Here is a 22,531-nt window from a genome sequence, read left to right on the forward strand (position 1 = left end):
GCGGGAAATCGAGAGTGGTGCGGGTTAGCGCGCATTGGCAACCGAGTCGCTGTCCATTAGCGACTTGATTTGCGCGGCACCGGTTTCGGCCAGCCAGGCGTCGAAAGTGCGCAGTCCCGGGTGGATTTCGCGGACGGCGGCGATGTCGGCGCGCCAGCCGCCGGTTGTGCGCATCAGCCGCCAAGCCTGGGCGATCGCGTCGCCGAGTTCGGCGGCGGCCGTCTCGTCCAGTTCCTGATAGCGGATCGGATGGCCGGTGGCCCGGCTGATCGCCTCGGCGGCGGCCGGTGGCGTGGGTGCGTCGCCCGCGAGTTCGAGGGTCTTGCCGTGCCAGCGATCCGGGTCGGCGAAGGCGAGAGCCGCGATGTCGGCGATGTCGGCCAGCGCGATGACCTTCATCGGCCGGTCGGCCGGGAACAGGTGCCGGTGCACGCCGTCCACGATGCCGTCGACCGGGAGGCCGCGCATCAGGTAGTTCTCCATGAACCGGACCGGGCGCAGCAGGGTGTAGCGGGTGCCGCTGGCCGCAACCGCCGCTTCGATGCGGTGCTTGCCGCCGGCGCCCCAGGTGTGGTCGTCGCCGTGGAACGAGGCGATGCCGGTGAACACGATCTGCTCGACGCCGGCCGCGCGAGCCGCGTCGACGAGCGCGATGCCGCGCCGCGCTTCGAGGTCGACGTCCCACCCCTGCGGGCCGTGCGCGGCCGGCGGCACCGCGAAAAGCGCTGTGGCACCGGCGAGTGCGGCGGGCAGGGTGCCGGGGGCGTCGAAGTCACCGACCGCTAGTTCCGCGCCCGCCGCGGCCAAGGCCCGGGCAGCGGGTGCGGATGGATCACGGACCAGCGCCCGCACCGCCCGGCCGTCGGCCAGCAGCCTGCGAGCGGTCGCGCCGCCCTGCTGGCCGGTCGCGCCGGTGACGAGAACGAGGTTGTGCTGAGGGGACATGCGTGCCTTCTCTGTCGATAGAATCGGGTCGAGCAACCCGTATTTCGGACCATATGGGTGCACTGACCCGGTTCACCAGGTCAGCTGCGAGAAGGGCGTAACGAAATGACCGCACCAGCCGACGTCGCTGCGGACACCGTGACCGCGCGCGCTCGTGGCCCGCGCACGCTTCCGACGGCCAGGGCCGATGCCCGGCGCAATCGCGCGCTGGTGCTGGCCGCCGCTCAGCGGGCGTTCGCCGAGCACGGGCCGTCGGTGTCGCTGGCCGAGGTGGCGCGCCGGGCCGGAGTCGGCGCGGGCACCGTCTACCGGCACTTCCCGACGAAATTCGATCTGCTGGAAGCGGTTATGCAGCAGCGCGTCGATCGGCTGGCCAAGCTGGCGGCCGACCATCTCGACGCCCCGGATCCCGGTGCCGCGTTCTTCGACTTCTGCACCGAGGTGGTGGCGTCGACGCCGGGCAACGAGGCGTTGTGCGAATTGATGCAATCCGACGACGGCTGGCCGCGCGCCCTGCTGATGAGCGCGGGTGCGCGTTTCCACAAGGCCCTGGGTGGGCTACTGCTCGCCGCACAGCGGCAGGGCACGGTGCGCGCGGATATCGAAGTGGCCGATGTGCTGGCGATATTCACCGGATGCGTTGCGATCCAACGGCTTCAGCAGTCCAAAGGGCGGATCGATCGCACGGCCGCGATCGTCCTCGACGCTATGCGCGCCACACCGGGCGTAACGAATCGTGCCGTCGACGCCGTATCGCGTAACGAATCGCCGAATCGTAACGAATCCAGCGCGCGGCGCTGCCCCGTGTGCGACGCGATGGTTCAGCACACCGGAACCGGCCGTCGCGCTCGCTACTGCTCGCCGGCTTGCCGGCAGAAGGCACACCGCCAACGGGTAGCCGCCCAGCGATCGTGATCAACGGAGACCCGGGGGCGCAGTCGCGCGAGGCGGTACGGGACTGAATTCATCGGTATCCGGCGATCGGCGACTGGGTCGAGGCCCGGCCTTGGTTGCAGAAGTCGGCACCGTTCGCGACGGTGTGGGACGGATTCGACTGACACAAGCTGGCGGAGGCCAATCCTCAGCCGGTGTTCCGCGGCTGGGAGGTCGGCGAACAATCCCGCTACTCCGCTGCACCGGCCTTCACTCCGACGATAACCCCGGCGGCCGGGGAGTGATCTGAATCGCATTGTGCGAGGGCGAGATCGAATGGCGCAAAAGCGCCGTGGGACTGAACCGGACGAAGCCGGGGACGGGTCCGGCCGGCAGCCGCGGCGCGTGCGCGGGCTGCCGCCGGGCGACGGGCGGATTTACAGCAGGTCACTCACGTCGTTGGGCACGTCCACGGCGTATTTGCGCAGGATGTCCATCGAGATCACTTCCAGGGCGTTTTCGTGCGTTGCGGCCAGCACCACGGGTGCGGCGACACCGTCCTCATGCGCATGCAGCCAGCGCACGGCCACCACGCACCACCGGTCACCTGGTTGTAGGCCCGGGAAGTTGTTCTCCGGGCGCGGCGTACTCAGATCGTTGCCGATGGACGCCTGGTGTTCCAGGAATTCGGCCGTGACGACGGTGCACACGGTGTGGCTACCGAGATCCTCCGGCCCGGTGCTGCAGCAGCCGTCCCGGTAGAAGCCGGTGAGAGGATCGGTGCCGCACTCTTCCAGCGGCCCCCCAAGCACGTTTCGATCGGTCACGTCGCCGATACTATTGCCACCTCGCGAGAAGTTCCGCAGGACAAGAAATCTCGGGGGTTGTGTCTCGGCCCCGGGGCGGCGTGGTAAAGCGGGCCGCTCGGTTCTGCAAGGATGGGCGCGTGAGTTCCGCAGCCTGGATCCTGATCGCCGTCGCCGCCGCCTTACTGCTGGTGGTGCTTGTTGTCGGATTTGTCCGGTACAAGCGCTCCCGGGTATCGCTGACGCCGCCGCCCGCCGACAAAGAGCTGACCGACAAGTCCGGTGGGTACTCGGCGTCGGGCGGATTCAGCTTCAGCCGGGGCGGGACCGCGACCAAGGAACCGCAGCCGATCGAGCGCACCGACACCGACGGGCAGCCGCACATCGGCGACGACGCGGCCGTCCCCCGGGACGCGCCGAAGCGCGGCATCACGAATGTCGCGCTGCCCGACACCGACGTCGTCGAGGCGCCGGACACCGAGTCCGGTGCGACCGCCACGGACGTGGCCGCCGCTGCGGGCACCGCAGAGCCGGTAACGACGGGCACGACTCCGGACGCTGACGAATCCGGTTCTGCACCGGCTGAAGCCGACACCGCGGCCGCTGCGACGTCCGCGCCTGCCGATCCAGCCACGGCCCCCACCGATCCGGCCACGGCCGAGCCGGGGACGACTCCGCCCGCGACGGGCACGACTCCACCCGAGACGGGCACTTCTCCGTCCGCGACGGGGATGACTCCGTCCACGACGGGTAAGACACCACCCGCGACGGGCACATCCCCGACCGGAGCGCCCCCGGCCGCAACGTCACCCTCGCTGAGCGGAACGGACCTCGCGCCGACCGGAGCCCCCGACACCGCCGCCGGCGCCGAAACCCCGGTCCCGCTCGAGGAGATCGACCCCACCGCCGGCCGCCTCGTCCGCCTGCGCGGCCGCCTGTCCCGTTCGCAGAACGCGGTCGGCAAGAGCCTGCTCGGCCTGCTCGGCGGCGGCGACCTCGACGACGAGTCGTGGGAAGAGGTGGAGGACACCCTGGTGCTCGCCGACCTCGGCACCGCCAGCACCGCCGCCGTCGTGGCCCGGCTGCGGCAGGAAATGGCCTCGCGCAGCGTCCGCACCACCGGCGAGGCCCGCGCCGTCCTGCGCGACGTGCTGATCGAGGCGCTGCGCCCGGAACTCGACCGCTCGATCCGCGCCCTGCCGCACGCCGACCATCCGTCGATCCTGCTCGTCGTCGGCGTCAACGGCACCGGAAAGACCACCACCACCGGCAAACTCGCCCGCGTGCTCGTCGCCGACGGCCGCCGGGTGCTGCTCGGCGCGGCCGACACCTTCCGTGCCGCCGCCGCCGACCAGTTGCAGACCTGGGGCGAGCGGGTCGGCGCCGACACCGTCCGCGGCAAGGAGGCCGCCGACCCCGCCGCCGTCGCCTTCGACGCGGTGAGCGCGGGCATCGAGCGCGGCGTCGACGTGGTGATGATCGACACCGCGGGCCGCCTGCACACCAAGACCGGCCTGATGGACGAGCTGGGCAAGGTCAAGCGCGTGGTGGAGAAGAAGGCCGCCGTCGACGAGGTGCTGCTGGTGCTCGACGCCACGGTCGGCCAGAACGGCCTGACCCAGGCGCGCGTGTTCGCCGAGGTGGTCGACATCACCGGCGTGGTGCTCACCAAGCTCGACGGAACCGCCAAGGGCGGCATCGTCTTCCAGGTGCAGCATGAGCTGGGCGTCCCGGTGAAGCTGGTCGGCCTCGGCGAGGGCGCCGACGACCTCGCGCCGTTCGAGCCGGGCGCCTTCGTAGACGCACTGCTCGGCTAACCCCCCGGACCGAAGGCGCCCCGCATCCTGCCCGGCAGTGCCTTCGGTCGGTTCATCCTGGCGATACGTCCGGAATGAAGGTGGCCTTCGGCCGGTGGCAGCGGTGGAGTGCCCTTCGGTCGATTCGATATGTGTATTCGATGGGATGAATTGCAGACTCGGGCCGGCCCGCCCCGGAATTCGATGCGACATCCGTTGTGTTTGCGGTGAAAGGGACCGCAAACGGAATGTTTGCTAGCTCTACCGGCCGGTAACCGCATATCCCTTTTGTCCGGAGCTAGCCTTCGATCAACTCGAAAAGTCGCGGTGTAAACCACGAAACGTGGAAGCAACACAACTGGCCTATCCGTTCACGCAGGTGAAACACGTCAGCTCTGTGGATGAAACACCGAGTGAGGACCCTTCTGTGCAGGTCCATTTGCCGGAGTCGGCAGGGCCCGAGATGAGGAGGACTTCAAGGTGGCTTTTCCCCTTACCGGTGCACCGGACACTGGTGACACCGCATGGATGCTGGCGAGTTCAGCGCTTGTGTTGTTGATGACGCCCGGCCTGGCATTCTTCTACGGCGGCATGGTCCGTTCGAAGAACGTGCTGAACATGATCATGATGAGTGTCAGCGCCATGGGACTGATCGGCGTCCTATGGTCGCTGTACGGATACTCGACGGCATTCGGCGACAACAAGTTCGGCGTGATCGGTGACCCCGCGCAGTTCTTCGGACTGAAGGGTCTGATCGGCGGCAACTCGGTTGCCGAGGCCAAGGACGCCAGCGGCGCGGTCACCACGGCGGCGGTGAACATTCCGCTCGCGGGCACCATTCCGATGAGCGTGTTCGTCGCCTTCCAGCTGATGTTCGCCATCATCACGGTTGCCCTCATCTCGGGTGCGGTCGCCGACCGCCTCAAGTTCGGCTCCTGGCTGCTCTTCGCGGGCATCTGGGCCACGGTGGTCTACTTCCCGGTCGCGCACTGGGTCTTCGACTTCGATGTGAAGGACGCGGACGGCACGGTCGTGCACGAGGGCGGCTGGATCGCGAACAAGCTGCTCGCGGTCGACTTCGCCGGTGGCACCGCGGTGCACATCAATGCCGGTGCGGCCGGCCTCGCGCTGGTGCTGGTGCTCGGTAAGCGCAAGGGCTGGCCGACCACCGCGTTCCGCCCGCACAACCTGCCCTTCGTCATGCTCGGCGCCGGTCTGCTCTGGTTCGGCTGGTTCGGCTTCAACGCGGGTTCCGCAGTGACCTCGGGCGGCCTGGCCGGTTCGACCTTCCTCACCACCACCTTCGCGACCTGTGCCGGCATGCTCGGCTGGCTGCTGGTGGAGAAGTTCCGCGACGGCAAGCCGACCTCGCTCGGCGCGGCCTCGGGTGTGGTGGCCGGTCTGGTCGCGATCACCCCGTCCTGCTCCTCGGTCAACGTGCTCGGCGCGCTGGTCATCGGCGTGGTCGCCGGCGTGCTGTGCGCCCTCGCGGTGGGCCTGAAGTTCAAGTTCGGCTTCGACGACTCGCTCGACGTGGTCGGCGTGCACCTGGTCGGCGGCATCGTCGGCACCCTGATGGTCGGCCTGGTCGCCACGCCGGAGGCGGGCGCGGGCAAGACCGGCCTGCTCTACGGCGGCGGCATCGATCAGCTGTGGCGGCAGGCGGTGGGTGCCGGTGCGGTACTTGCCTTCTCCTTCATCGCCAGCCTGATCATTGCCTATATCGTGAAGTTCACCATTGGGCTGCGAGTCAGCGACGAAGCCGAGGCAGTGGGCTTGGACGAGTCCGAGCACGCGGAAACCGCCTACGATTTCGCCGCGCTGGGCAGCACGGCACGTTCGGCCGTCAAGGAGGCATGACGAACATGAAACTGATCACCGCAATCGTCAAACCGTTCACACTCGAGGACGTCAAGACCGGGCTCGAGCAGGCGGGCGTGCTCGGCATGACTGTCAGCGAGGTGCAGGGCTACGGCCGGCAGAAGGGCCACACCGAGGTCTACCGCGGTGCGGAGTACTCCGTGGATTTCGTGCCCAAGGTTCGGGTCGAGGTGGTCGTCGACGACGCGTCCGTGGACAAGGTCGTCGAGGTGATCGTCGAGGCCTCCCGCACCGGCAAGATCGGTGACGGCAAGGTCTGGGTGACTCCGGTCGACACGATCATCCGGGTGCGGACCGGCGAACGCGGTACCGACGCTCTGTAACGAATATCGATCGAGCGGCGGCCCCGCCTCCTACCGGAGCACCGGTCGGGGCGGGGCCGCAGCGTATGGATGGGTGGTGGGTTGTGGGCAGCAGCAGCGAGCACGGCGACGGCAACGGCAAGGTATCCAACGGGGCGGCCGATCTGGTTCGCGCTCGAACGCAATTGCTCGACGGCGGCATGCCGCGCAACCCACGGCTCGACGCCGAATCCTTGAGACAGGCCCTGGTCGATCTCTATGAGCTGTGGCTCACCAGCAAGGGCACCGAACTGGGCATCACCAGGGACAGCGGCCTCGCCGTGGTCGCGGTCGGCGGACTCGGGCGCAGGGAAATGCTCCCGTACTCCGACCTGGATCTGGTGCTACTGCACGACGACGTCGACCCGGCCAGGGTCGCCGAGGTCGCCGACCAGCTCTGGTACCCGCTGTGGGACGCCCACATCAAGCTCGATCACAGCGTGCGCACCGTCCCGCAGGCGCTGCGGGTGGCCTCCGACGACCTGATCGCCGCGCTCGGCATGCTCGAGGCCAGGCACATCGTCGGCGATCAGGATCTGAGCAACCTGCTGATCGGCGGGGTGCGCCGGGAGTGGCGGACCGGGATCCGGTCCCGGTTCGACGAGCTGATCGCCCAGGCCGAGGCGCGCTGGCAGCGCAGCGGCGAGATCGCCCATCGCGCCGAACCCGATCTGAAGAACGGGCGCGGCGGCCTGCGTGACATCCAGTTGCTCGACGCGCTGGCCATCGCCCAATTGACCGATGCCATGCCGGGACTCGGTCCGGAGGTGCCCGGCGGCGGCCTGAAGCAAGCACACCGGCGTTTGCTGGATGTTCGCACCGAACTGCACCGGGTCGCGGGCCGAGCCCGTGACCAGCTGCGCGCTCAGGATGCCGACGAGATCGGCGCGGCGCTGCGGGTCGGTGACCGCTTCGATCTCGCGCGCACGCTGAGCGATTCCGCGCGGACGGTGAGCTACTCGGTCGATGTCGGATTGCGTACCGCGGCAAACGCTTTGCCGCGGCGCGGGCTGGCCCGGCTGCGTCGCATGCCGGTGCGCCGACCACTCGATGAGGGGGTGGTCGAGCACGCGGGGGAGGTGGTGCTGGCCAGGGACGCGCGGCCGCAGCGCGACCCCGGCCTCATCCTCCGGGTGGCGGCCGCGTCGGCACAGACCGGGCTGCCGATGTCGGCCACCACGTTGAACCGGCTTTCCGAGGACGCGCCCGAACTGCGCGAACCCTGGCCCAAGGACGCGCTGAACGACCTGCTGGTGCTGCTCGGCGCGGGCCGCGGCGCCATCGACGCGATCGAGGCGCTGGACCGAACGGGCCTGTGGGGCAGGCTGCTTCCGGAATGGGGCGCCGTGCGCGACCTGCCGCCGCGGGACGCCCTGCACACCTGGACCGTCGATCGCCATCTGATGGAGACGGTGTCCTACGCCAGCGCGATGAGCACCCGGGTGGCCCGGCCGGACCTGCTCGCACTCGGTGCGCTGCTGCACGACATCGGCAAGGGCCGGGCCGGCGACCACAGTGTGGTCGGCGCCGAGCTGGCCACCCATATCGGCCGCCGGCTCGGCCTGTGGCCCTCGGACGTGCGCACGCTCAGCGCCATCGTCCGGCATCATCTGCTGCTCCCGGACACCGCGACCCGGCGCGACCTGGCCGATCCCGCCACGGTCCAGCACGTCGTCGACACGCTCGGCGGCGACCCGGAGCTCCTGGAACTGCTGCACACCCTGGCCGAGGCGGACTCGCTCGCCACCGGCCCCGGCGTGTGGGGCGACTGGAAGGCCTCGCTGATCGGCGATCTCGTCCGGCGCTGCCGCCTGGTCATGGCCGGGGGTGAGTTGCCGACGCCGGAACCGATCGCGCCGGAACTCGTCGCCAAGGCCAAGGCGGGCGGCGTGCACGTCGAATTGAAGCCGGGGGAGGGCAAGTACACCTACGCGGTCACCGTGATCGCGCCCGACGCCGCGGGCCTGCTCTCCGACGCCGCCGGAGTGCTCGCGCTGCACTCGCTGCGGGTGCTCTCCGCCTCGCTCGGCGTCGAAGGCGATTCCGCCATCGACACTTTCGTGGTGTCGCCGAAGTTCGGTGACCCGCCGGATGCCGGGCTGTTGCGCCAGGAACTGATCCGCGCGATCGCCGGTGACCTGGACGTTCCTGCCGTGCTCGCGAAGCGCGAACGGGACGCGGGCGGCATCGGGCCCAGCCAGTTCGCACAGGCGCAGCCGCGGGTGCTCTGGTCCGGGACCTCGGTTCCGGGGCAGGTGCTGCTCGAACTGCGCGCCGAGGATCGGATCGGGGTGCTCAGCCGGCTCGCCGCCGCCCTGGAGGACTGCGGGGCCGACGTTCGCTGGGCCAAGGTGGTGACCATGGGCTCGGCCGTCGTCGACACCTTCTGTCTCGACCTCGGTTCCGCGGACAGCCCGGACCGCCGGGCCGAGATCGAAAAGGCGATCCTGGCCGTCGTCCCGCGCCCGGCGCCGAAGAAGCCGGAAGCGGGCATGCCCGGACCGGAGATCATCGGCTCCTGACCTTCGCTGCCCAGTAACCAATCCGTTGCACATGATTTGCTGGAACCCATATCTCGAGGGTCCCTCACGTTCTAGTATCAGAGCGTCTGGCTATCGCTAGCATGAGGGGAGCACGTCGGTGGCAATTGAAGTTGTTTCGGCGTCGATGATGACGAGCGACGAGACCACGCACATGGCGCGGTGCGTCGGCGGGGATCGCTGGGTCGTTTCCTGGCTACCGGGTCGGACATTGACCGGACAACAGGCTGTGACCGCCATGACCATCGCCTCCACGGTCGCCAGCTCGCGAATCCCCACCACCACGGAATGGGCCATCCTCGACGACCTGGCGCTCGAGCTGGGATTGACCGCCCGCGAGGCGGTCTACATGGTGGCCAAGGAGAATCACGACTATCGCAAGACGGCCAAACCGCGGCGTCGTTCGCTCGAATAAGATCTGCTGTACAGCGCGGGAAATCCGGCGACCGGGAAGCGAAATGGCCCGGTCGCTTTCCCGCGCGTTCATCCCCATGCGCGGACAGGTCGGCTATCCCATTACCCTGGGAGGCAATTGACGTCCCCCGAGATCAGGAGCGCGATCGGTGTTCGAATCCCTGTCCGACCGGCTTACCGGTGCCCTCAAGGATCTGCGCGGTAAGGGGCGTCTGTCACCGGCCGACATCGACGCCACCTGCCGGGAGATCCGGCTGGCGCTGCTCGAAGCCGACGTCGCGCTGCCCGTGGTGCGCGGTTTCATCGCTCGAATCAAGGAGCGCGCCAAGGGCGCCGAGGTCTCCGCGGCGCTGAATCCGGCGCAGCAGGTCGTCAAGATCGTCAACGAGGAACTCATCGGCATCCTCGGCGGCGAGACCCGCAGGCTGACCCTGGCCAAGAACCCGCCGACCGTGGTCATGCTCGCCGGTCTGCAAGGCGCCGGTAAGACGACCCTCGCGGGCAAGCTCGCCAAATGGCTGAAGGGACAGGGACATCAGCCGTTGCTGGTGGCCTGTGACCTCCAGCGGCCCGGCGCGGTCACCCAGCTTCAGGTGGTCGGCGAGCGTGCGGGCGTGCCCGTGTTCGCGCCGCACGCGGGCACCTCCATCGGCGGCGGCGAGAACGCGCTCGGCGTCTCGGCCGCCGACCCGGTCGAGGTCGCCCGCGGCGGCATCGAGGAGGCGCGCGGCAAGCAGTACGACGTGGTCATCGTCGACACCGCCGGTCGCCTCGGCATCGACGAGGAACTGATGCGCCAGGCCGCGGGCATCCGCGACGCCGTGCAGCCGGACGAGACGCTGTTCGTGCTCGACGCGATGATCGGCCAGGACGCGGTCGCCACCGCGCAGGCCTTCCGCGACGGCGTCGGCTTCACCGGCGTCGTGCTCACCAAGCTCGACGGTGACGCCCGCGGTGGTGCCGCGCTGTCCGTTCGTGAGGTGACCGGCGCGCCGATCATGTTCGCCTCCACCGGTGAGAAGCTCGAGGACTTCGACGTTTTCCATCCGGACCGGATGGCCAGCCGCATCCTCGGCATGGGCGACGTGCTCAGCCTGATCGAGCAGGCCGAGCAGATCTACGACCAGGAACAGGCCGAGGAAGCCGCCCGCAAGATCGGCAGCGGCGAGATGACGCTCGAGGACTTCCTCGACCAGATGCTCGCCATCCGCAAGATGGGCCCGATCGGCAACCTGCTCGGCATGCTGCCCGGCGCCGGCCAGATGAAGGACGCGCTCGCCGCCGTCGACGACAAGTCGCTGGATCGGGTGCAGGCCATCATCCGCGGCATGACCCCCGCCGAGCGGGACAACCCGAAGATCATCAACGCTTCGCGTCGCCTGCGCATCGCCAACGGCTCCGGGGTCCAGGTCTCCGAGGTCAACCAGCTCGTCGACCGGTTCTTCGAAGCCAAGAAGATGATGGCGATGATGGGCAGGCAGATGGGCATGCCCGGCTCCCGCCGAGGCAACAACAAAAAGGGCAAGAAGGGGAAAAAGGGCGGGCGCGGCCCCACCCCGCCGAAGGTGCGCGGCGGCCTGCCCGGCATGCCCGCGGGAATGCCCGGTTTGCCGGCCGGGATGCCGGACCTCTCGAACATGCCCGCCGGATTGGACCAATTGCCGCCCGGGCTCGAAGGTTTCGACCTGTCGAAACTGAAGTTCCCAAAGAAGTAAGGCCTTTCACCCGCCCCGCACCGAGATCTCCGGTGCGGGGCGGATTTTCGTTCGCGAGTCGAAGTGATCGCCCCGCATGTTCCCTTGGGCTCCGCATGAATCAGCCGGTGAGTACGTGTGCGCGGCGGCAAGCTGCACGCGCGGCGGTTCAGGTCGTGCGTGATCTAGAGGCTGTTACAGTGCGCGGATTGCCCGCGCCTGCTTCGGGTACGCCCCACGTTCTGTATCGCCGCACCTGAGTTACTTGCGCAGCAGTCGATTCGTGCGCCGCGGTCAGAACCCGACGCGGAGGCGAGTGATCGGTTCCAGCCGGACGCTCACGGTGCCGCACGGGCAGCGGGCGTAGACGATCGTGCCCTCTGAAGTGCGGTGCCGCGAGAGGGTGGTACCCGGCCGATCGACCGCACCGCACTGTCGGCAGCCGCGATGATCGGTGGATTCGGTCGGCGGCGCGGCCGTGAAAGTGGTCATCTCTGGAATGGAGCCGACTGATCCGCAGCCCATAGATCACCCCGCGCACTTCCTGTTCGGCCGCCATCGAATTCGCGGGCTGTTACGTGCGCTGCGGGCGAATCGGCCCGCAATCGAAGGCCGCCTGCCGCCATACGGGTGTGCCACCGATATAGCGACGTAGTACTGCTCGAACCTGACCGGCCAGCAGCTGTCGAGTCCCGCGCATGTCCCTTTCCGCTTCGCACGCCCTAGTGGACGCGCGTACTTCCGCGACGAGCCATTGGCCGTGCTCCGTGCCTCTCGGGTTTGGCTGCGCACGGATTCGCTGGCTGATCGTGCCCGGTGGGTAGGCCGTGTGCGGCAGGTCGGCTGCCGGGCGAGGCGTGACGGTCGAGGGAAGGGGCGTTAGGTTGGAGGCAGCCGACGACGTCCAGGAGGTTGCTGTGCATCTGCGAGGTGTGGTTCTCCCCGGGGAGGATGTTCGCGATGTGTGGGTGCGGGATGGGCTGGTGTCGTTCGAGCCGGTGCCGGGGGCCGAAACACTGTGTCGCACAGGGTGGATCGTGCCGGGTCTGGTCGATGCGCACTGCCATGTCGGGATCCGGTACGGCGGGGGAGACGAGGATCGGGACGGGGCGATCGCGCAGGCGGAGACCGAGCGGGATGCGGGCGCGCTGCTGCTGCGCGATGCCGGTTCGCCCATCGACACCCGGTTCATCGACGACCACGAGGAACTGCCGCGCATCATCCGCGCGGGCCGCCACATCGCCCGCCCCCGCCGCTACATCCGCGAGCTGGGCATCGAACTCGACGACGAACGCGACCTGCCGGAGATCGTCGCCGAACAGGCCCGCTTCGGCGACGGCTGGGTGAAGATCGTCGGCGACTGGATCGACCGCTCCGTCGGCGACCTGCGCCCGCTCTGGAGCGACGCCATCCTCAAAGAGGCCATCGACGCCGCCCACGCGAACGGCGCCAGGGTCACCGCGCACGTCTTCGGCGAGGACGCCCTGCCTGGCCTGATCGACGCGGGCATCGACTGCCTCGAACACGGCACCGGCCTCACCGACGACACCATCGAGATGATGGTCGACCACGGCACCGCCCTGGTGCCGACCCTGGTCAATATCGACACCTTCCCCGAAATCGCCGACAGCGCAGGCAAATTCCCGACCTATGCCGCGCACATGCGCGACCTGCACCGCCGCGTCCGCAGCACCGTCGCCAACGCCCACGACGCGGGCGTGCCGATCTTCGCCGGCACCGACGCGGGCGGTTCCATCCGCCACGGCCGCATCGCCGACGAGATCACCGCGCTCGGCGGCGCCGGCCTGTCCACCCATGACGCGCTGGGCGCCGCCTCCTGGAACGCCCGGACCTGGCTCGGCCGCCCCGGCATCGAACCCGGCGCCCCCGCCGATTTCGTTGTCTACCAAGAAGACCCCCGCACCAACCCGGAAATCCTGACCACCCCCTACGCCGTAGTCCTTCGCGGCCGCCTCTACGCCCATCACACACCGGTCACGGGCCACCGCTGAAGACCCGCGGCGGGAACGGGGCTCTGGAGGGAGTGCGGCGCTCGAGTGCCTAGGCGCGGGAAGATCGCGGGCGCGCGTATCGTCGGGCGGTATGAGCATTCGTCTCGGTTATCAGATGCCCAACTTCAGCTATGGACAGCCGGTTTCCGAGCTGTTCCCCACGGTGGTCGCGCAGGCCAGGGAGGCCGAGGCGGCGGGGTTCGACACCGTGTTCGTGATGGATCACTTCTATCAGCTGCCGGGACTCGGCGAACCCGGCGATCCGATGCTGGAGGCGTACACCACACTGTCCGGGATCGCCGCGTCCACCGAGCGAATTCAGTTGTCCGCGTTGGTGACCGGCAATACCTACCGCAATCCGGCCCTGACCGCGAAGACCGTCACCACGCTCGATCTGGTCAGCGCGGGCCGGGCGGTGCTGGGGATCGGCGCGGGGTGGTTCGAGCTCGAGCACCAGTCCTACGGCTTCGAATTCGGCACCTTCACCGATCGTTTCGAGCGGCTCGACGAGGCGTTGCGGATCATCCGGCCGATGCTGCGCGGCGAGCCGGTCACCTTCGACGGCAAGTGGTATCACACCGACCACGCGATCAACGAGCCTCGGCTGCGCGACGACCTGCCGATCCTGCTCGGCGGGTCGGGGGAGAAGAAGACGTTCGCGCTGGCCGCTCGTTTCGCCGACCACCTCAACATCATCTGCAATGCCTCGGAACTGCCGAAGAAGATGGCGGCCCTGCATCAGCGGTGCGCCGAGGTCGGCCGCGATCCGTCCACGCTGGAGGTCAGCTACCTGTGCTTCCTCATGGTCGACGAGGACGGCGATCAGGCACGCAAGGAACAGCGGGATCTGCTGCGCGGCATCGGTGTCGACGTCGACGCGCTGTCCGACGAGGAACGCGCGCAGAGCATCGCCGATCGCCAGTTCGTCGGCTCGCCCGATGAGGTAGCCGAGCAGTTGCAGTCCCGGGTCCTCGACCAGGGTGTGCAGGGCATCATCGTCAACATGGTCACCAACGGGCATCGGCCGGGCGCGGTCGATCTCGCCGGGCGCACCCTCGCTCCGCTGGTCCGATGATCAGCAAAGCCCTGAAAACTGTTGGGGCGCGAAAACTTCAGCGCTGGATACAATCGCCCTTGTGACGACGACCACATCGCGGCGCGCGTCCTACGGCTTCGACGCGCCGCCCATCATGCTCATGCTCGGCGTCCTCGCGCTCGGCTTCCTGCTGGCCGCGGTGGCAAACGCGCTGGTCGGCAACACGACTCCGGCCTGGCTGACCTTACTGGCCGGCCTGGTCATAGCCGCGCAGTTCGGGCTGTTCCTGCACGCGACCCGGCGCGGCAAGTTCCGCGCGTGGGACGGCCTGCTCGACGATCTCGGCTTACGCGGCGACGAGCGGTTGCTCGATCTGGGTTGCGGCCGCGGCGCGGTGCTGCTCGCCGCGGCGAAGCGGCTGCCGGAAGGCCGCGCGGTGGGCATCGACCTGTGGCGTTCGGTCGACCAGTCGGGCAACAGCCTGGCCACCACCGAGCGCAACGCCCTCGCCGAAAACGTCGCCGATCGAATCGAATTGCACACCGGCGACATGACCGCCCTGCCGTTCCGCAACGACGAATTCGACGTGATCGTCTCCAGTCTCGCGATCCACAACATCAAGGCGTCCGCGGGCCGGGCCGCCGCCGTGCGGGAGGCGCTGCGCGTACTGCGCCCCGGTGGTCATCTCGTGCTGGTCGATATCGGCCGGACCGGCGAATACGAGACCACCCTCACCGCCAACGGCGCCCAGACCCTCTCGGCGCGCTCGTTCGGCTGGCAACTGTGGTGGGGCGGGCCGTGGACGAAGACCCGCGCCCTGACCGCCGCGGTCCCGTCCGACTAGGAGTTCTGCTCGGACAGGTCGTGCGCCTCAGGCGAAGGCGTGCAGGATCGCGTGGACCATCCCGCGCAGCACTCGGAACAGCCCCGTGGCGACTACCTCGCCCGCGATCTCCGAGCCGACCTCGTTCACGGTCGCTCGAGTCGTACTCTGCTTGCGCCGATCCCGGCGGAAGATCCCCATGCCTCGTTTATAGCCGCGCGACGCCGGTGCGCAACGGGATGAACGAGGCGATTTCAGGTGAACGCGGCCCGTCTGGCAGAATGAACAACCGTCCTTCCGGACAAGTGTCAGCCCGTCTCCGGTTACGTACCGCGCGGCGGTCACACACTCCATGCGCTAAACCGGGCTCGCAGACCGTGCGGGTCGCTGAATTGCGCCGTGACCAGACTACGAAAGAGGCAAAACAAGCATGGCTGTTCGCATCAAGCTCACCCGCTTGGGCAAGATCCGCAACCCCCAGTACCGCATCGTCGTCGCCGACGCGCGGACCCGCCGGGACGGCCGGGCCATCGAGTCCATCGGCCTGTACCACCCGAAGGAAGAGCCGTCGCTCATCGAGATCGATTCCGAGCGCGCTCAGTACTGGCTGGGTGTCGGCGCGCAGCCGACCGAGCCGGTCCAGCGCCTGCTGGAGATCACCGGTGACTGGCAGAAGTTCAAGGGCCTGCCGGGCGCCGAGGGCACGCTGAAGGTCAAGGCCGAGAAGCCGTCCAAGCTGGACCTGTTCAACGCCGCGCTGGCCGCCGCGGACAACGCCCCCACCGGCGAGGCCGTCACCCCGAAGAAGAAGGCCGCCAAGAAGGACGAGGCCGCCGAGGCGCCCGCCGCTGCTGAGGCCTCCGAGTAGCCATGAGCGAGCGCAGCGAGCGAACGTCTGGCACAGCCGCCTCGGCGGTCATGACGGAGCCGAGCGCCAGCGAGGTGGAGTCATGAGCGCCGTCGTCGCCGATGCTGTCGAACATCTTGTTCGCGGCATCGTCGCGAATCCCGATGACGTCCGCGTCGAGCTGATCACCGGCCGCCGCGGACGCACCGTCGAGGTGCACGTGCACCCCGACGACCTGGGCAAGGTGATCGGTCGCGGCGGTCGTACCGCGACCGCACTGCGCACCCTCGTCGCCGGCATCGGCGGCCGGGGCATCCGGGTCGACGTGGTCGACACCGACCAGTAGATGGAACTTGTCGTAGGACGGGTCGCCAAGTCGCACGGCGTGCGCGGTGAACTGGTCGTCGAGATCCGCACCGATGAGCCGGAGGCCCGGTTCGCGCCGGGCAGCAGGCTGCGCGGGCGACTGGCGCGATCCAAGGAAGTCCGCGACTTCACCGTGGAGTCGGCCCGAGAGCATTCGGGTCGGCTTCTGGTGTTTCTCGCCGGCGTCGCCGACCGGGACGCTGCCGACGCCCTGCGCGGCACGCTGTTCGTGGTGGACAGCGACGACCTGCCGCCGGGCGACGACCCGGACGAGTACTACGACCACGAACTCGAGGGCCTGACCGTCCGGCTGCTCGACGAAACCGTGGTCGGCACCGTGCGCGAAGTGCTGCATTCCGCTGCGGGAGAACTGCTTTCGGTGAAAGCCGCCGACGACGGCCGGGAGATCCTGATCCCGTTCGTCACCGCCATCGTGCCCACCGTCTCGCTCGCGGACCGGCTGATCGTCATCGATCCGCCCGAAGGGCTCCTCGATCCGGAATGAGGTCGCCGTGAAACTCGATGTGGTCACGATCTTTCCGGAATATCTTGAGCCGCTGCGCACCGCGTTGCTGGGCAAGGCCATCGACAAGGGCCTGATCTCGGTCGACGTGCACGACCTGCGTGACTGGACGCACGATGTGCACAAGTCCGTCGACGACTCGCCGTACGGCGGGGGACCCGGCATGGTCATGAAGCCGACCATCTGGGGCGATGCGCTCGACGCGGTCTGCCCCGACGACGCACTGCTCGTCGTCCCCACGCCCGCCGGCGTCCCGTTCACCCAGGAAACCGCCCAGCGCTGGGCCACCGAAGACCACCTCGTGTTCGCCTGCGGGCGTTATGAGGGCATCGACCAGCGCGTCTTCGACGACGCGGCCCGGCGGGTTCGCGTCGAAGAGGTCAGCATCGGCGACTACGTCCTGATCGGCGGCGAGGCCGCCGTCCTCGTCATGACCGAGGCCGTGGTTCGCCTGCTACCCGGAGTCTTGGGCAATCAGCAATCGCACCAAGAGGATTCGTTCTCCGACGGTCTGCTCGAGGGCCCCAGCTACACCCGCCCGGTCACCTGGCGCGACCTCGAGGTCCCCCCGGTGCTCCTCTCCGGCGACCACGCGAAGGTCGCCGCCTGGCGACGCGAGCAATCCCTGGCCCGCACCCGCGCCCGCCGCCCCGACCTGCTTCCCGACGCGGACCGCTGACCACAGGCGTGCGGCTTCGGTCAGGGGAGTAGCCCGTGCCGGCGAGCCGCGACCACCGCCTCGTGGCGCGAGTGCGCGTCCAGTTTGGTCATGGCGTTGCGCAGGTAACTCTTGACGGTCTCCGGCCCGAGCGAAAGACGTTGGGCGGCTTCCTGATTGGAACACCCGAGGGCGATCTGGGACAGCACGTCCAACTCGCGGCGGGACAGCCGCGGCGCGTCGGGAAGCGGATCGCCGACCATGACCCGGGTGAGCCGTTCACAGACCGTGTGCAGGCGCGTGCGCAGCAGATCGTCCCCTGCGGAACGAGCCATGCCGCGCAGTTCGGCGTGGATGTCGCGCAACTCCTCGGACACCGCGGGCGCCGCCTCCGGAGTCGGGGTGGTCGCCTCGAGCAACCGCAGGCGCCGGTCCACCTCGTCGCGAATGCTGATCTCCGCGGCGAGCCGGCGCGCGGCCTGCACGACCAGATCGGCGGTGCGGTCACCGACCGGACTCGCGCTGCGGGTGGCGGCGTAGAGGACCGCCCGGGAGCGCTTGTCCACGACCACCGGCACCGCCACGATCGACCGGAGCCCCTCACCCGAGACCGGTCCGTCGTAGTGGTGGGTGATGGAAGAGGTATTGACGTAATCGGTGACCGAGGCGGGCCGCCCGGAATCGATCACGCGTCCGCCCAGACCGGAGGTGCGCAGCACGGACAGGCCGCGTAGCCCGTTGGTGAGCGTGCCGACGAATTCCGAGAGCAGCAGCGCATCGTTGTGCACTTCGCCGCCGAAGGTCACCGGCACCCCGGCCGCGGTCGCCACCCAGCGGATTTCGGCGCGCAACGCGTCGGCATCGCGCGGACGCAGCAGTGCGGTGTGGGTCATGGGACTCACCCCTTTTCGGGGGTAGTAGCGAACTCGGTGTGACCCACATCCTATTCGGTGAGCGGGATCACGATGAGGAGTGGCGAGATGGGTACCGACCTGAAACCCAGGGTGTGCGAACTGCTGGACATGTACGACCGGCCCGAGGCGTCCGCGGCGGAGCTACTGTGCGATCGGCACCCGGCGGGCGCCGTCGCGTTCACGATCGTCGAGCGGGACCTGTCCTCGATCGACCTCACCTACGGCGAACTGCGGGAACGGTCGACGCGCTTCGCCACCGGGCTGGCCGAACTCGGGATCGGGCAGGGCGACCGGGTCGCGACCCTGATGGCGAAGTCCACCGACCTGGTGGTGGCGCTGCTCGGGATCTGGCGGCTCGGCGCGGTGCACGTTCCGCTGTTCACCGCGTTCGCGCCGCCCGCCATCGCGTTCCGGCTGGAAGCGAGCGGCACGTCGATCGTGATCGCCGACGCCGATCAGGCGTCGAAGCTGGCGGCCGGCCCCGACATGCCCGCCGACGCGCCGTGGCAGGTCATCGTCAGCGGCGATTCGCCCGAGGGCACGCTGGGCATGGTGGATGTGCACGCCGACCACACGCCGACCCCGCCGCCGGTGGCGGTCGGCGGCGACGGGTTGCTGGTCGAGCTGTTCACCAGCGGCACCACCGGCACCCCGAAGGGCGTGCCGATTCCGTTGCGCGCGGTCGCGGCGTTCCAGGCGTATCAGGAGTTCGCGCTGGACGTGCGCCCCGACGACGTCTTCTGGAACGCGGCCGATCCCGGCTGGGCCTACGGCCTGTACTGGGCGATCATCGCCCCGCTCGGCAGCGGCATGCGCAGCATCCTGTTGCACGCGCCGTTCTCGCCGACGCTCACCTGGCAGGTGCTGACCCGGTTCGGCGTCACCAACTTCACCGCCGCCCCGACGGTCTACCGCGCGCTGCGTTCGGACCCGAACACGCCCGCCCTGCAACACCCGCTGCGGCGCGCCTCTTCCGCCGGTGAACCGCTGACCCCCGAGGTCGTCGCCTGGTCGCAGGAACATTTCGGCGTCGCGGTGCGTGATCACTACGGGCAGACCGAGCACGGCATGCTGATCTGCAATTCCTGGCACGAGGCGCTCGACGCCGAGGTCCCGGCCGGCTCGATGGGCCGCGCGCTGCCCGGCTGGACCTGCGCGGTGCTGTCCGACAACGCGGACACGATCGCGCCGATCGGTGAACTCGGCCGGGTCGCCATCGACACCGAGAACAGTCCGCTGCTGTGGTTCCTCGGTTACCTCGACGCTCCCGAGCGCACCGCCCAGCGCTACACCCCCGACGGCCGCTGGTACCTCACCGGCGACGCGGGCTCGCAGGACGAGAACGGCTGCTTCCGCTTCTCCGCCCGCGACGACGACGTGATCATCATGTCCGGCTACCGGATCGGCCCGTTCGAGGTGGAGAGCGTGCTGGTGCTGCACGATCTGGTCGCCGAGGCGGCCGTGGTCGGCATGCCGGACGAACTGCGCGGCGAGGTGCTGGAGGCGTTCGTGGTGTTGCGTGACGGTTCCCGGATTGGCACCGCGCTGGAGGCCGAATTGCAGGAACTGGTGAAGAAGAAGTTCGCCGCGCACGCCTACCCGCGCACGGTGCACTTCGTGACCGAGCTGCCGAAGACGCCGAGCGGCAAGGTGCAGCGGTTCATGCTGCGGCAGAAGGGAAATCGGTGATGCCGGACCCGAGCTACGCGTCCGGCGTCTCGGACATCCCGCTGCTGGGTGACACCATCAGCGGCAACCTCGACCGCGCCGTGGCCGCCTTCCCCGATCGGGAAGCCCTGGTGGACAAGGCTTCCGATCGGCGCTGGACCTATCGTGAACTCGGTGCCGCGATCGACGCGCTGGCCACCGGCCTGGCCGCGCGGGGCGTCGGGAAGGGCGACCGGGTCGGCATCTGGGCGCCGAACTGCGCCGAGTGGTTCTTCGTGCAGTACGCGACGGCGAAGATCGGCGCGATCCTGGTCAACATCAACCCGGCCTACCGGACCAGCGAGCTGGAATACGTGCTGCGCCAGTCGGGCGTGCGGATGCTGGTCGCGGCGCCGGAGTTCAAGACGTCGAACTATGTCGCGATGATCGAGGAGGTCCGGCCGAACTGCCCGGCGCTGGAACAGGTACTGGTGCTCGGTACGCCGGACTGGGATGCGCTGGCGCGCACCGAGATCGATGTAGATCGCTTGGCCGTGCTGGCCGCCGGCCTGTCTATCGATGATCCGATCAACATCCAATACACCTCGGGCACAACAGGTTTCCCGAAGGGTGCCACGCTGAGCCATCACAACATCCTGAACAACGGCTTCTTCGTCGGCGAGCTGTGCGGCTACTCCGAACAGGACCGGATCTGCGTGCCGGTGCCGTTCTATCACTGCTTCGGCATGGTCATGGGCAACCTGGCGAGCACGAGTCACGGTGCGGCGGTGGTGATTCCGGCCCCGGCCTTCGATCCGGTCGCCACCCTGGCCGCAGTCGAGTCCGAGCGGTGTACCTCGCTCTACGGCGTGCCGACCATGTTCATCGCGTTGCTCACCGAATTGGATTCCGCCGCACCGGATCTGTCCAGCCTGCGCACCGGGATCATGGCAGGCTCGCCCTGCCCGGTCGAGGTGATGAAGCGGGTGATCGACCGGATGGGCATGCACGAGGTGTGCATCTGCTACGGCATGACCGAGACCTCACCGGTCTCCACCCAGACCCGTCGCGACGACGGCATCGACCGGCGCACCGCCACCGTCGGCCGGGTCGGTCCGCACCTCGAGGTCAAGATCGTCGACCCCGCAACGGGTCTCACGGTGCCGCGCGGCGAGCCGGGTGAACTGTGCACCCGCGGATACTCGGTCATGCTCGGCTACTGGAACGACCCGGCCAAGACCACCGAGGCCATCGACACCGCCCGCTGGATGCACACCGGCGACATCGGCGTCATGGACAACGACGGCTATCTCGCGATCACCGGCCGGATCAAGGACATGGTGATCCGCGGCGGCGAGAACGTCTACCCGCGCGAGATCGAGGAGTTCCTCTACACCCATCCGGACATCCTGGACGCCCAGGTGATCGGGGTGCCGGATCCGAAATACGGCGAGGAGTTGATGGTTTGGGTACGGATGCGTGACGGCGCGACCGCGTTGGACGCCACCGCTGTTCGCGAGTTCTGTGAGGGGAAGCTCGCGCACTTCAAGATCCCGCGATACGTGCACGTGGTGGACGATTTTCCGATGACCGTCACCGGGAAGATCCGCAAAGCCGAAATGCGTGAACTGTCCCGTGCACTCCTCGGGCTGGTCGACGAGACCTGATATCGGGTGCCCCGATTACTACGGTCGTGTGACTCTCCGAGGTAACACATAGGGTGAGACAAGTTCGTTCGTCGGGGATCTGATTTATCTGGTCGCGAAAGGGCTTACATGTCAATCGGTTCGTTTTCACGTGTCGTATCTTGTGTTATCGCCGGGGCCGCACCACTTCTCGTCCTGGCACCGGCCGCGGTCGCGCAGCCGGGTAGCCCGTACAGCTGCTCGGGACTTTTTCCGACCAGTGACGGTTCCGCGGAAGTGGAATCCTGCATCTATGCGGAAAACGGGGTGCCGCGGGCATTCGGTGGTCTCAATATCAAGAATGATTCCATCAACGAAAAGAATTGCACGATGGTCGTGACGGTCGTGGATAAAGACGCGTTGGCCAACGGGGGTACCAATGAGCAGGTCGCGACCAGCGGCCCATTCCCTTGCTTCAACGGACGGTATCCCTCGCCGCCGTTGACGGTGGACGCGGTGTTCGCCAAGCCGGGACATCGGTATGTCAGCTTCACCGCCGTCACCAAGAACGGTCAGACGTTCAGTCCTATCTACAGCCCGGAACTGGTCCTGTAGTAGGCGATTCGGCACATGCGTAAGAACTACCGAACCCGGTCGAGCGTGCTCGGCCGGGTTCGGCGCGTCCAGGGGCACGGCCGGCCGGACCGGGCGGACCTGCGGCGGAAGCGGCACGCGCGACCCGGTTCCACCGGGTGCGGGTCCCTTGTCGGGCGGTCCCGGTAGTGTCTCC

General features: G+C 68.4%; 22 protein-coding genes. 17 read left to right on the top strand and 5 right to left on the bottom strand.

The window, feature by feature from the left end; translation table 11 throughout:
- Positions 1 to 24: 24 nt before the first annotated feature.
- A complete protein-coding gene (locus tag ACFYO1_RS05730; RefSeq protein ID WP_387227536.1) occupies positions 25 to 945 on the bottom strand; it encodes an NmrA family NAD(P)-binding protein in 921 nt (306 codons plus the stop codon).
- Positions 946 to 1,050: 105 nt separating this feature from the next.
- On the opposite strand from ACFYO1_RS05730, the gene ACFYO1_RS05735 reads away from it, so the two are divergent.
- A complete protein-coding gene (locus ACFYO1_RS05735; RefSeq protein WP_387227539.1) occupies positions 1,051 to 1,860 on the top strand; it encodes a TetR/AcrR family transcriptional regulator in 810 nt (269 codons plus the stop codon).
- Positions 1,861 to 2,255: 395 nt separating this feature from the next.
- Here the strand turns inward: ACFYO1_RS05735 and ACFYO1_RS05740 are convergent, their stop codons facing one another.
- Entirely contained in the window at positions 2,256 to 2,645 is a 390-nt protein-coding gene (locus ACFYO1_RS05740; RefSeq protein WP_040737431.1) for a DUF2237 family protein, read from the bottom strand.
- 119 nt (positions 2,646 to 2,764) lie between these two features.
- On the opposite strand from ACFYO1_RS05740, the gene ftsY reads away from it, so the two are divergent.
- The 6 genes from ftsY (at position 2,765) to ffh (ending at position 11,311) form a co-directional block, all read left to right on the top strand.
- Entirely contained in the window at positions 2,765 to 4,441 is a 1,677-nt protein-coding gene (gene ftsY, locus ACFYO1_RS05745) for a signal recognition particle-docking protein FtsY (protein WP_387227541.1), read from the top strand.
- Between the two features lie 507 nt (positions 4,442 to 4,948).
- A complete protein-coding gene (locus ACFYO1_RS05750) occupies positions 4,949 to 6,280 on the top strand; it encodes an ammonium transporter (RefSeq protein ID WP_387227543.1) in 1,332 nt (443 codons plus the stop codon).
- Between the two features lie 5 nt (positions 6,281 to 6,285).
- On the top strand, positions 6,286 to 6,624 hold the full coding sequence (locus tag ACFYO1_RS05755; protein ID WP_040737447.1) for a P-II family nitrogen regulator: 339 nt from the start codon (positions 6,286 to 6,288) through the stop codon (positions 6,622 to 6,624).
- A gap of 65 nt (positions 6,625 to 6,689) precedes the next feature.
- Positions 6,690 to 9,164 carry a [protein-PII] uridylyltransferase gene (locus ACFYO1_RS05760; protein WP_387227545.1) on the top strand — a complete coding sequence of 825 codons (2,475 nt, stop codon included), beginning with the start codon at positions 6,690 to 6,692 and terminating at the stop codon, positions 9,162 to 9,164.
- A gap of 118 nt (positions 9,165 to 9,282) precedes the next feature.
- Positions 9,283 to 9,597, top strand: a complete 315-nt coding sequence (locus tag ACFYO1_RS05765) for a hypothetical protein (RefSeq protein WP_246634079.1) — start codon at positions 9,283 to 9,285, stop codon at positions 9,595 to 9,597.
- 148 nt (positions 9,598 to 9,745) lie between these two features.
- The gene (ffh, locus tag ACFYO1_RS05770; protein ID WP_387227547.1) at positions 9,746 to 11,311 is read left to right on the top strand and encodes a signal recognition particle protein; all 1,566 of its coding nucleotides are present in this window, start codon (positions 9,746 to 9,748) and stop codon (positions 11,309 to 11,311) included.
- A 273-nt stretch (positions 11,312 to 11,584) separates the two neighbouring features.
- On the opposite strand, the gene ACFYO1_RS05775 is transcribed toward ffh, so the two are convergent.
- Positions 11,585 to 11,782, bottom strand: coding sequence for a hypothetical protein (locus ACFYO1_RS05775; protein WP_387227549.1), 198 nt, complete (start codon positions 11,780 to 11,782; stop codon positions 11,585 to 11,587).
- Between the two features lie 425 nt (positions 11,783 to 12,207).
- Here ACFYO1_RS05775 and ACFYO1_RS05780 point away from each other — a divergent pair, with 425 nt between their 5' ends.
- The 3 genes from ACFYO1_RS05780 (at position 12,208) to ACFYO1_RS05790 (ending at position 15,182) form a co-directional block, all read left to right on the top strand.
- Complete coding sequence (locus tag ACFYO1_RS05780; RefSeq protein WP_387231700.1) at positions 12,208 to 13,302, top strand: amidohydrolase family protein; 1,095 nt, start codon at positions 12,208 to 12,210, stop codon at positions 13,300 to 13,302.
- A gap of 91 nt (positions 13,303 to 13,393) precedes the next feature.
- Positions 13,394 to 14,377, top strand: a complete 984-nt coding sequence (locus tag ACFYO1_RS05785) for an LLM class F420-dependent oxidoreductase (protein ID WP_387227551.1) — start codon at positions 13,394 to 13,396, stop codon at positions 14,375 to 14,377.
- Between the two features lie 61 nt (positions 14,378 to 14,438).
- Positions 14,439 to 15,182 (top strand): class I SAM-dependent methyltransferase, encoded by a 744-nt coding sequence (locus ACFYO1_RS05790; RefSeq protein WP_387227553.1) that lies wholly within the window; start codon positions 14,439 to 14,441, stop codon positions 15,180 to 15,182.
- 27 nt (positions 15,183 to 15,209) lie between these two features.
- Here the strand turns inward: ACFYO1_RS05790 and ACFYO1_RS05795 are convergent, their stop codons facing one another.
- Positions 15,210 to 15,362, bottom strand: coding sequence for a hypothetical protein (locus ACFYO1_RS05795; RefSeq protein ID WP_387227555.1), 153 nt, complete (start codon positions 15,360 to 15,362; stop codon positions 15,210 to 15,212).
- A 229-nt stretch (positions 15,363 to 15,591) separates the two neighbouring features.
- Here ACFYO1_RS05795 and rpsP point away from each other — a divergent pair, with 229 nt between their 5' ends.
- The 4 genes from rpsP (at position 15,592) to trmD (ending at position 17,576) form a co-directional block, all read left to right on the top strand.
- Positions 15,592 to 16,029 carry a 30S ribosomal protein S16 gene (gene rpsP / locus ACFYO1_RS05800; protein WP_387227557.1) on the top strand — a complete coding sequence of 146 codons (438 nt, stop codon included), beginning with the start codon at positions 15,592 to 15,594 and terminating at the stop codon, positions 16,027 to 16,029.
- 82 nt (positions 16,030 to 16,111) lie between these two features.
- Positions 16,112 to 16,354, top strand: a complete 243-nt coding sequence (locus ACFYO1_RS05805; protein ID WP_011210690.1) for an RNA-binding protein — start codon at positions 16,112 to 16,114, stop codon at positions 16,352 to 16,354.
- The gene (gene rimM / locus ACFYO1_RS05810) at positions 16,355 to 16,879 is read left to right on the top strand and encodes a ribosome maturation factor RimM (protein ID WP_387227559.1); all 525 of its coding nucleotides are present in this window, start codon (positions 16,355 to 16,357) and stop codon (positions 16,877 to 16,879) included.
- A gap of 7 nt (positions 16,880 to 16,886) precedes the next feature.
- Positions 16,887 to 17,576, top strand: coding sequence for a tRNA (guanosine(37)-N1)-methyltransferase TrmD (gene trmD, locus ACFYO1_RS05815; protein ID WP_387227561.1), 690 nt, complete (start codon positions 16,887 to 16,889; stop codon positions 17,574 to 17,576).
- Between the two features lie 20 nt (positions 17,577 to 17,596).
- Here trmD and ACFYO1_RS05820 read toward each other — a convergent pair whose 3' ends face one another.
- On the bottom strand, positions 17,597 to 18,448 hold the full coding sequence (locus tag ACFYO1_RS05820; RefSeq protein ID WP_387227563.1) for a LuxR C-terminal-related transcriptional regulator: 852 nt from the start codon (positions 18,446 to 18,448) through the stop codon (positions 17,597 to 17,599).
- An 87-nt stretch (positions 18,449 to 18,535) separates the two neighbouring features.
- On the opposite strand from ACFYO1_RS05820, the gene ACFYO1_RS05825 reads away from it, so the two are divergent.
- The 3 genes from ACFYO1_RS05825 to ACFYO1_RS05835 all read left to right on the top strand — a co-directional run bounded on the left by ACFYO1_RS05825 (position 18,536) and on the right by ACFYO1_RS05835 (position 22,356).
- The gene (locus ACFYO1_RS05825; RefSeq protein WP_387227566.1) at positions 18,536 to 20,158 is read left to right on the top strand and encodes an AMP-binding protein; all 1,623 of its coding nucleotides are present in this window, start codon (positions 18,536 to 18,538) and stop codon (positions 20,156 to 20,158) included.
- Positions 20,158 to 21,783, top strand: coding sequence for an AMP-binding protein (locus ACFYO1_RS05830; protein ID WP_387227569.1), 1,626 nt, complete (start codon positions 20,158 to 20,160; stop codon positions 21,781 to 21,783). The genes ACFYO1_RS05825 and ACFYO1_RS05830 overlap by 1 nt, the downstream gene beginning before the upstream one ends.
- Before the next feature lie 108 nt (positions 21,784 to 21,891).
- The gene (locus tag ACFYO1_RS05835; protein ID WP_387227571.1) at positions 21,892 to 22,356 is read left to right on the top strand and encodes a hypothetical protein; all 465 of its coding nucleotides are present in this window, start codon (positions 21,892 to 21,894) and stop codon (positions 22,354 to 22,356) included.
- Positions 22,357 to 22,531: the final 175 nt, after the last annotated feature.

The organism is Nocardia sp. NPDC006044, from assembly GCF_042871115.1.
Classification (GTDB): Bacteria; Actinomycetota; Actinomycetes; order Mycobacteriales; family Mycobacteriaceae; genus Nocardia.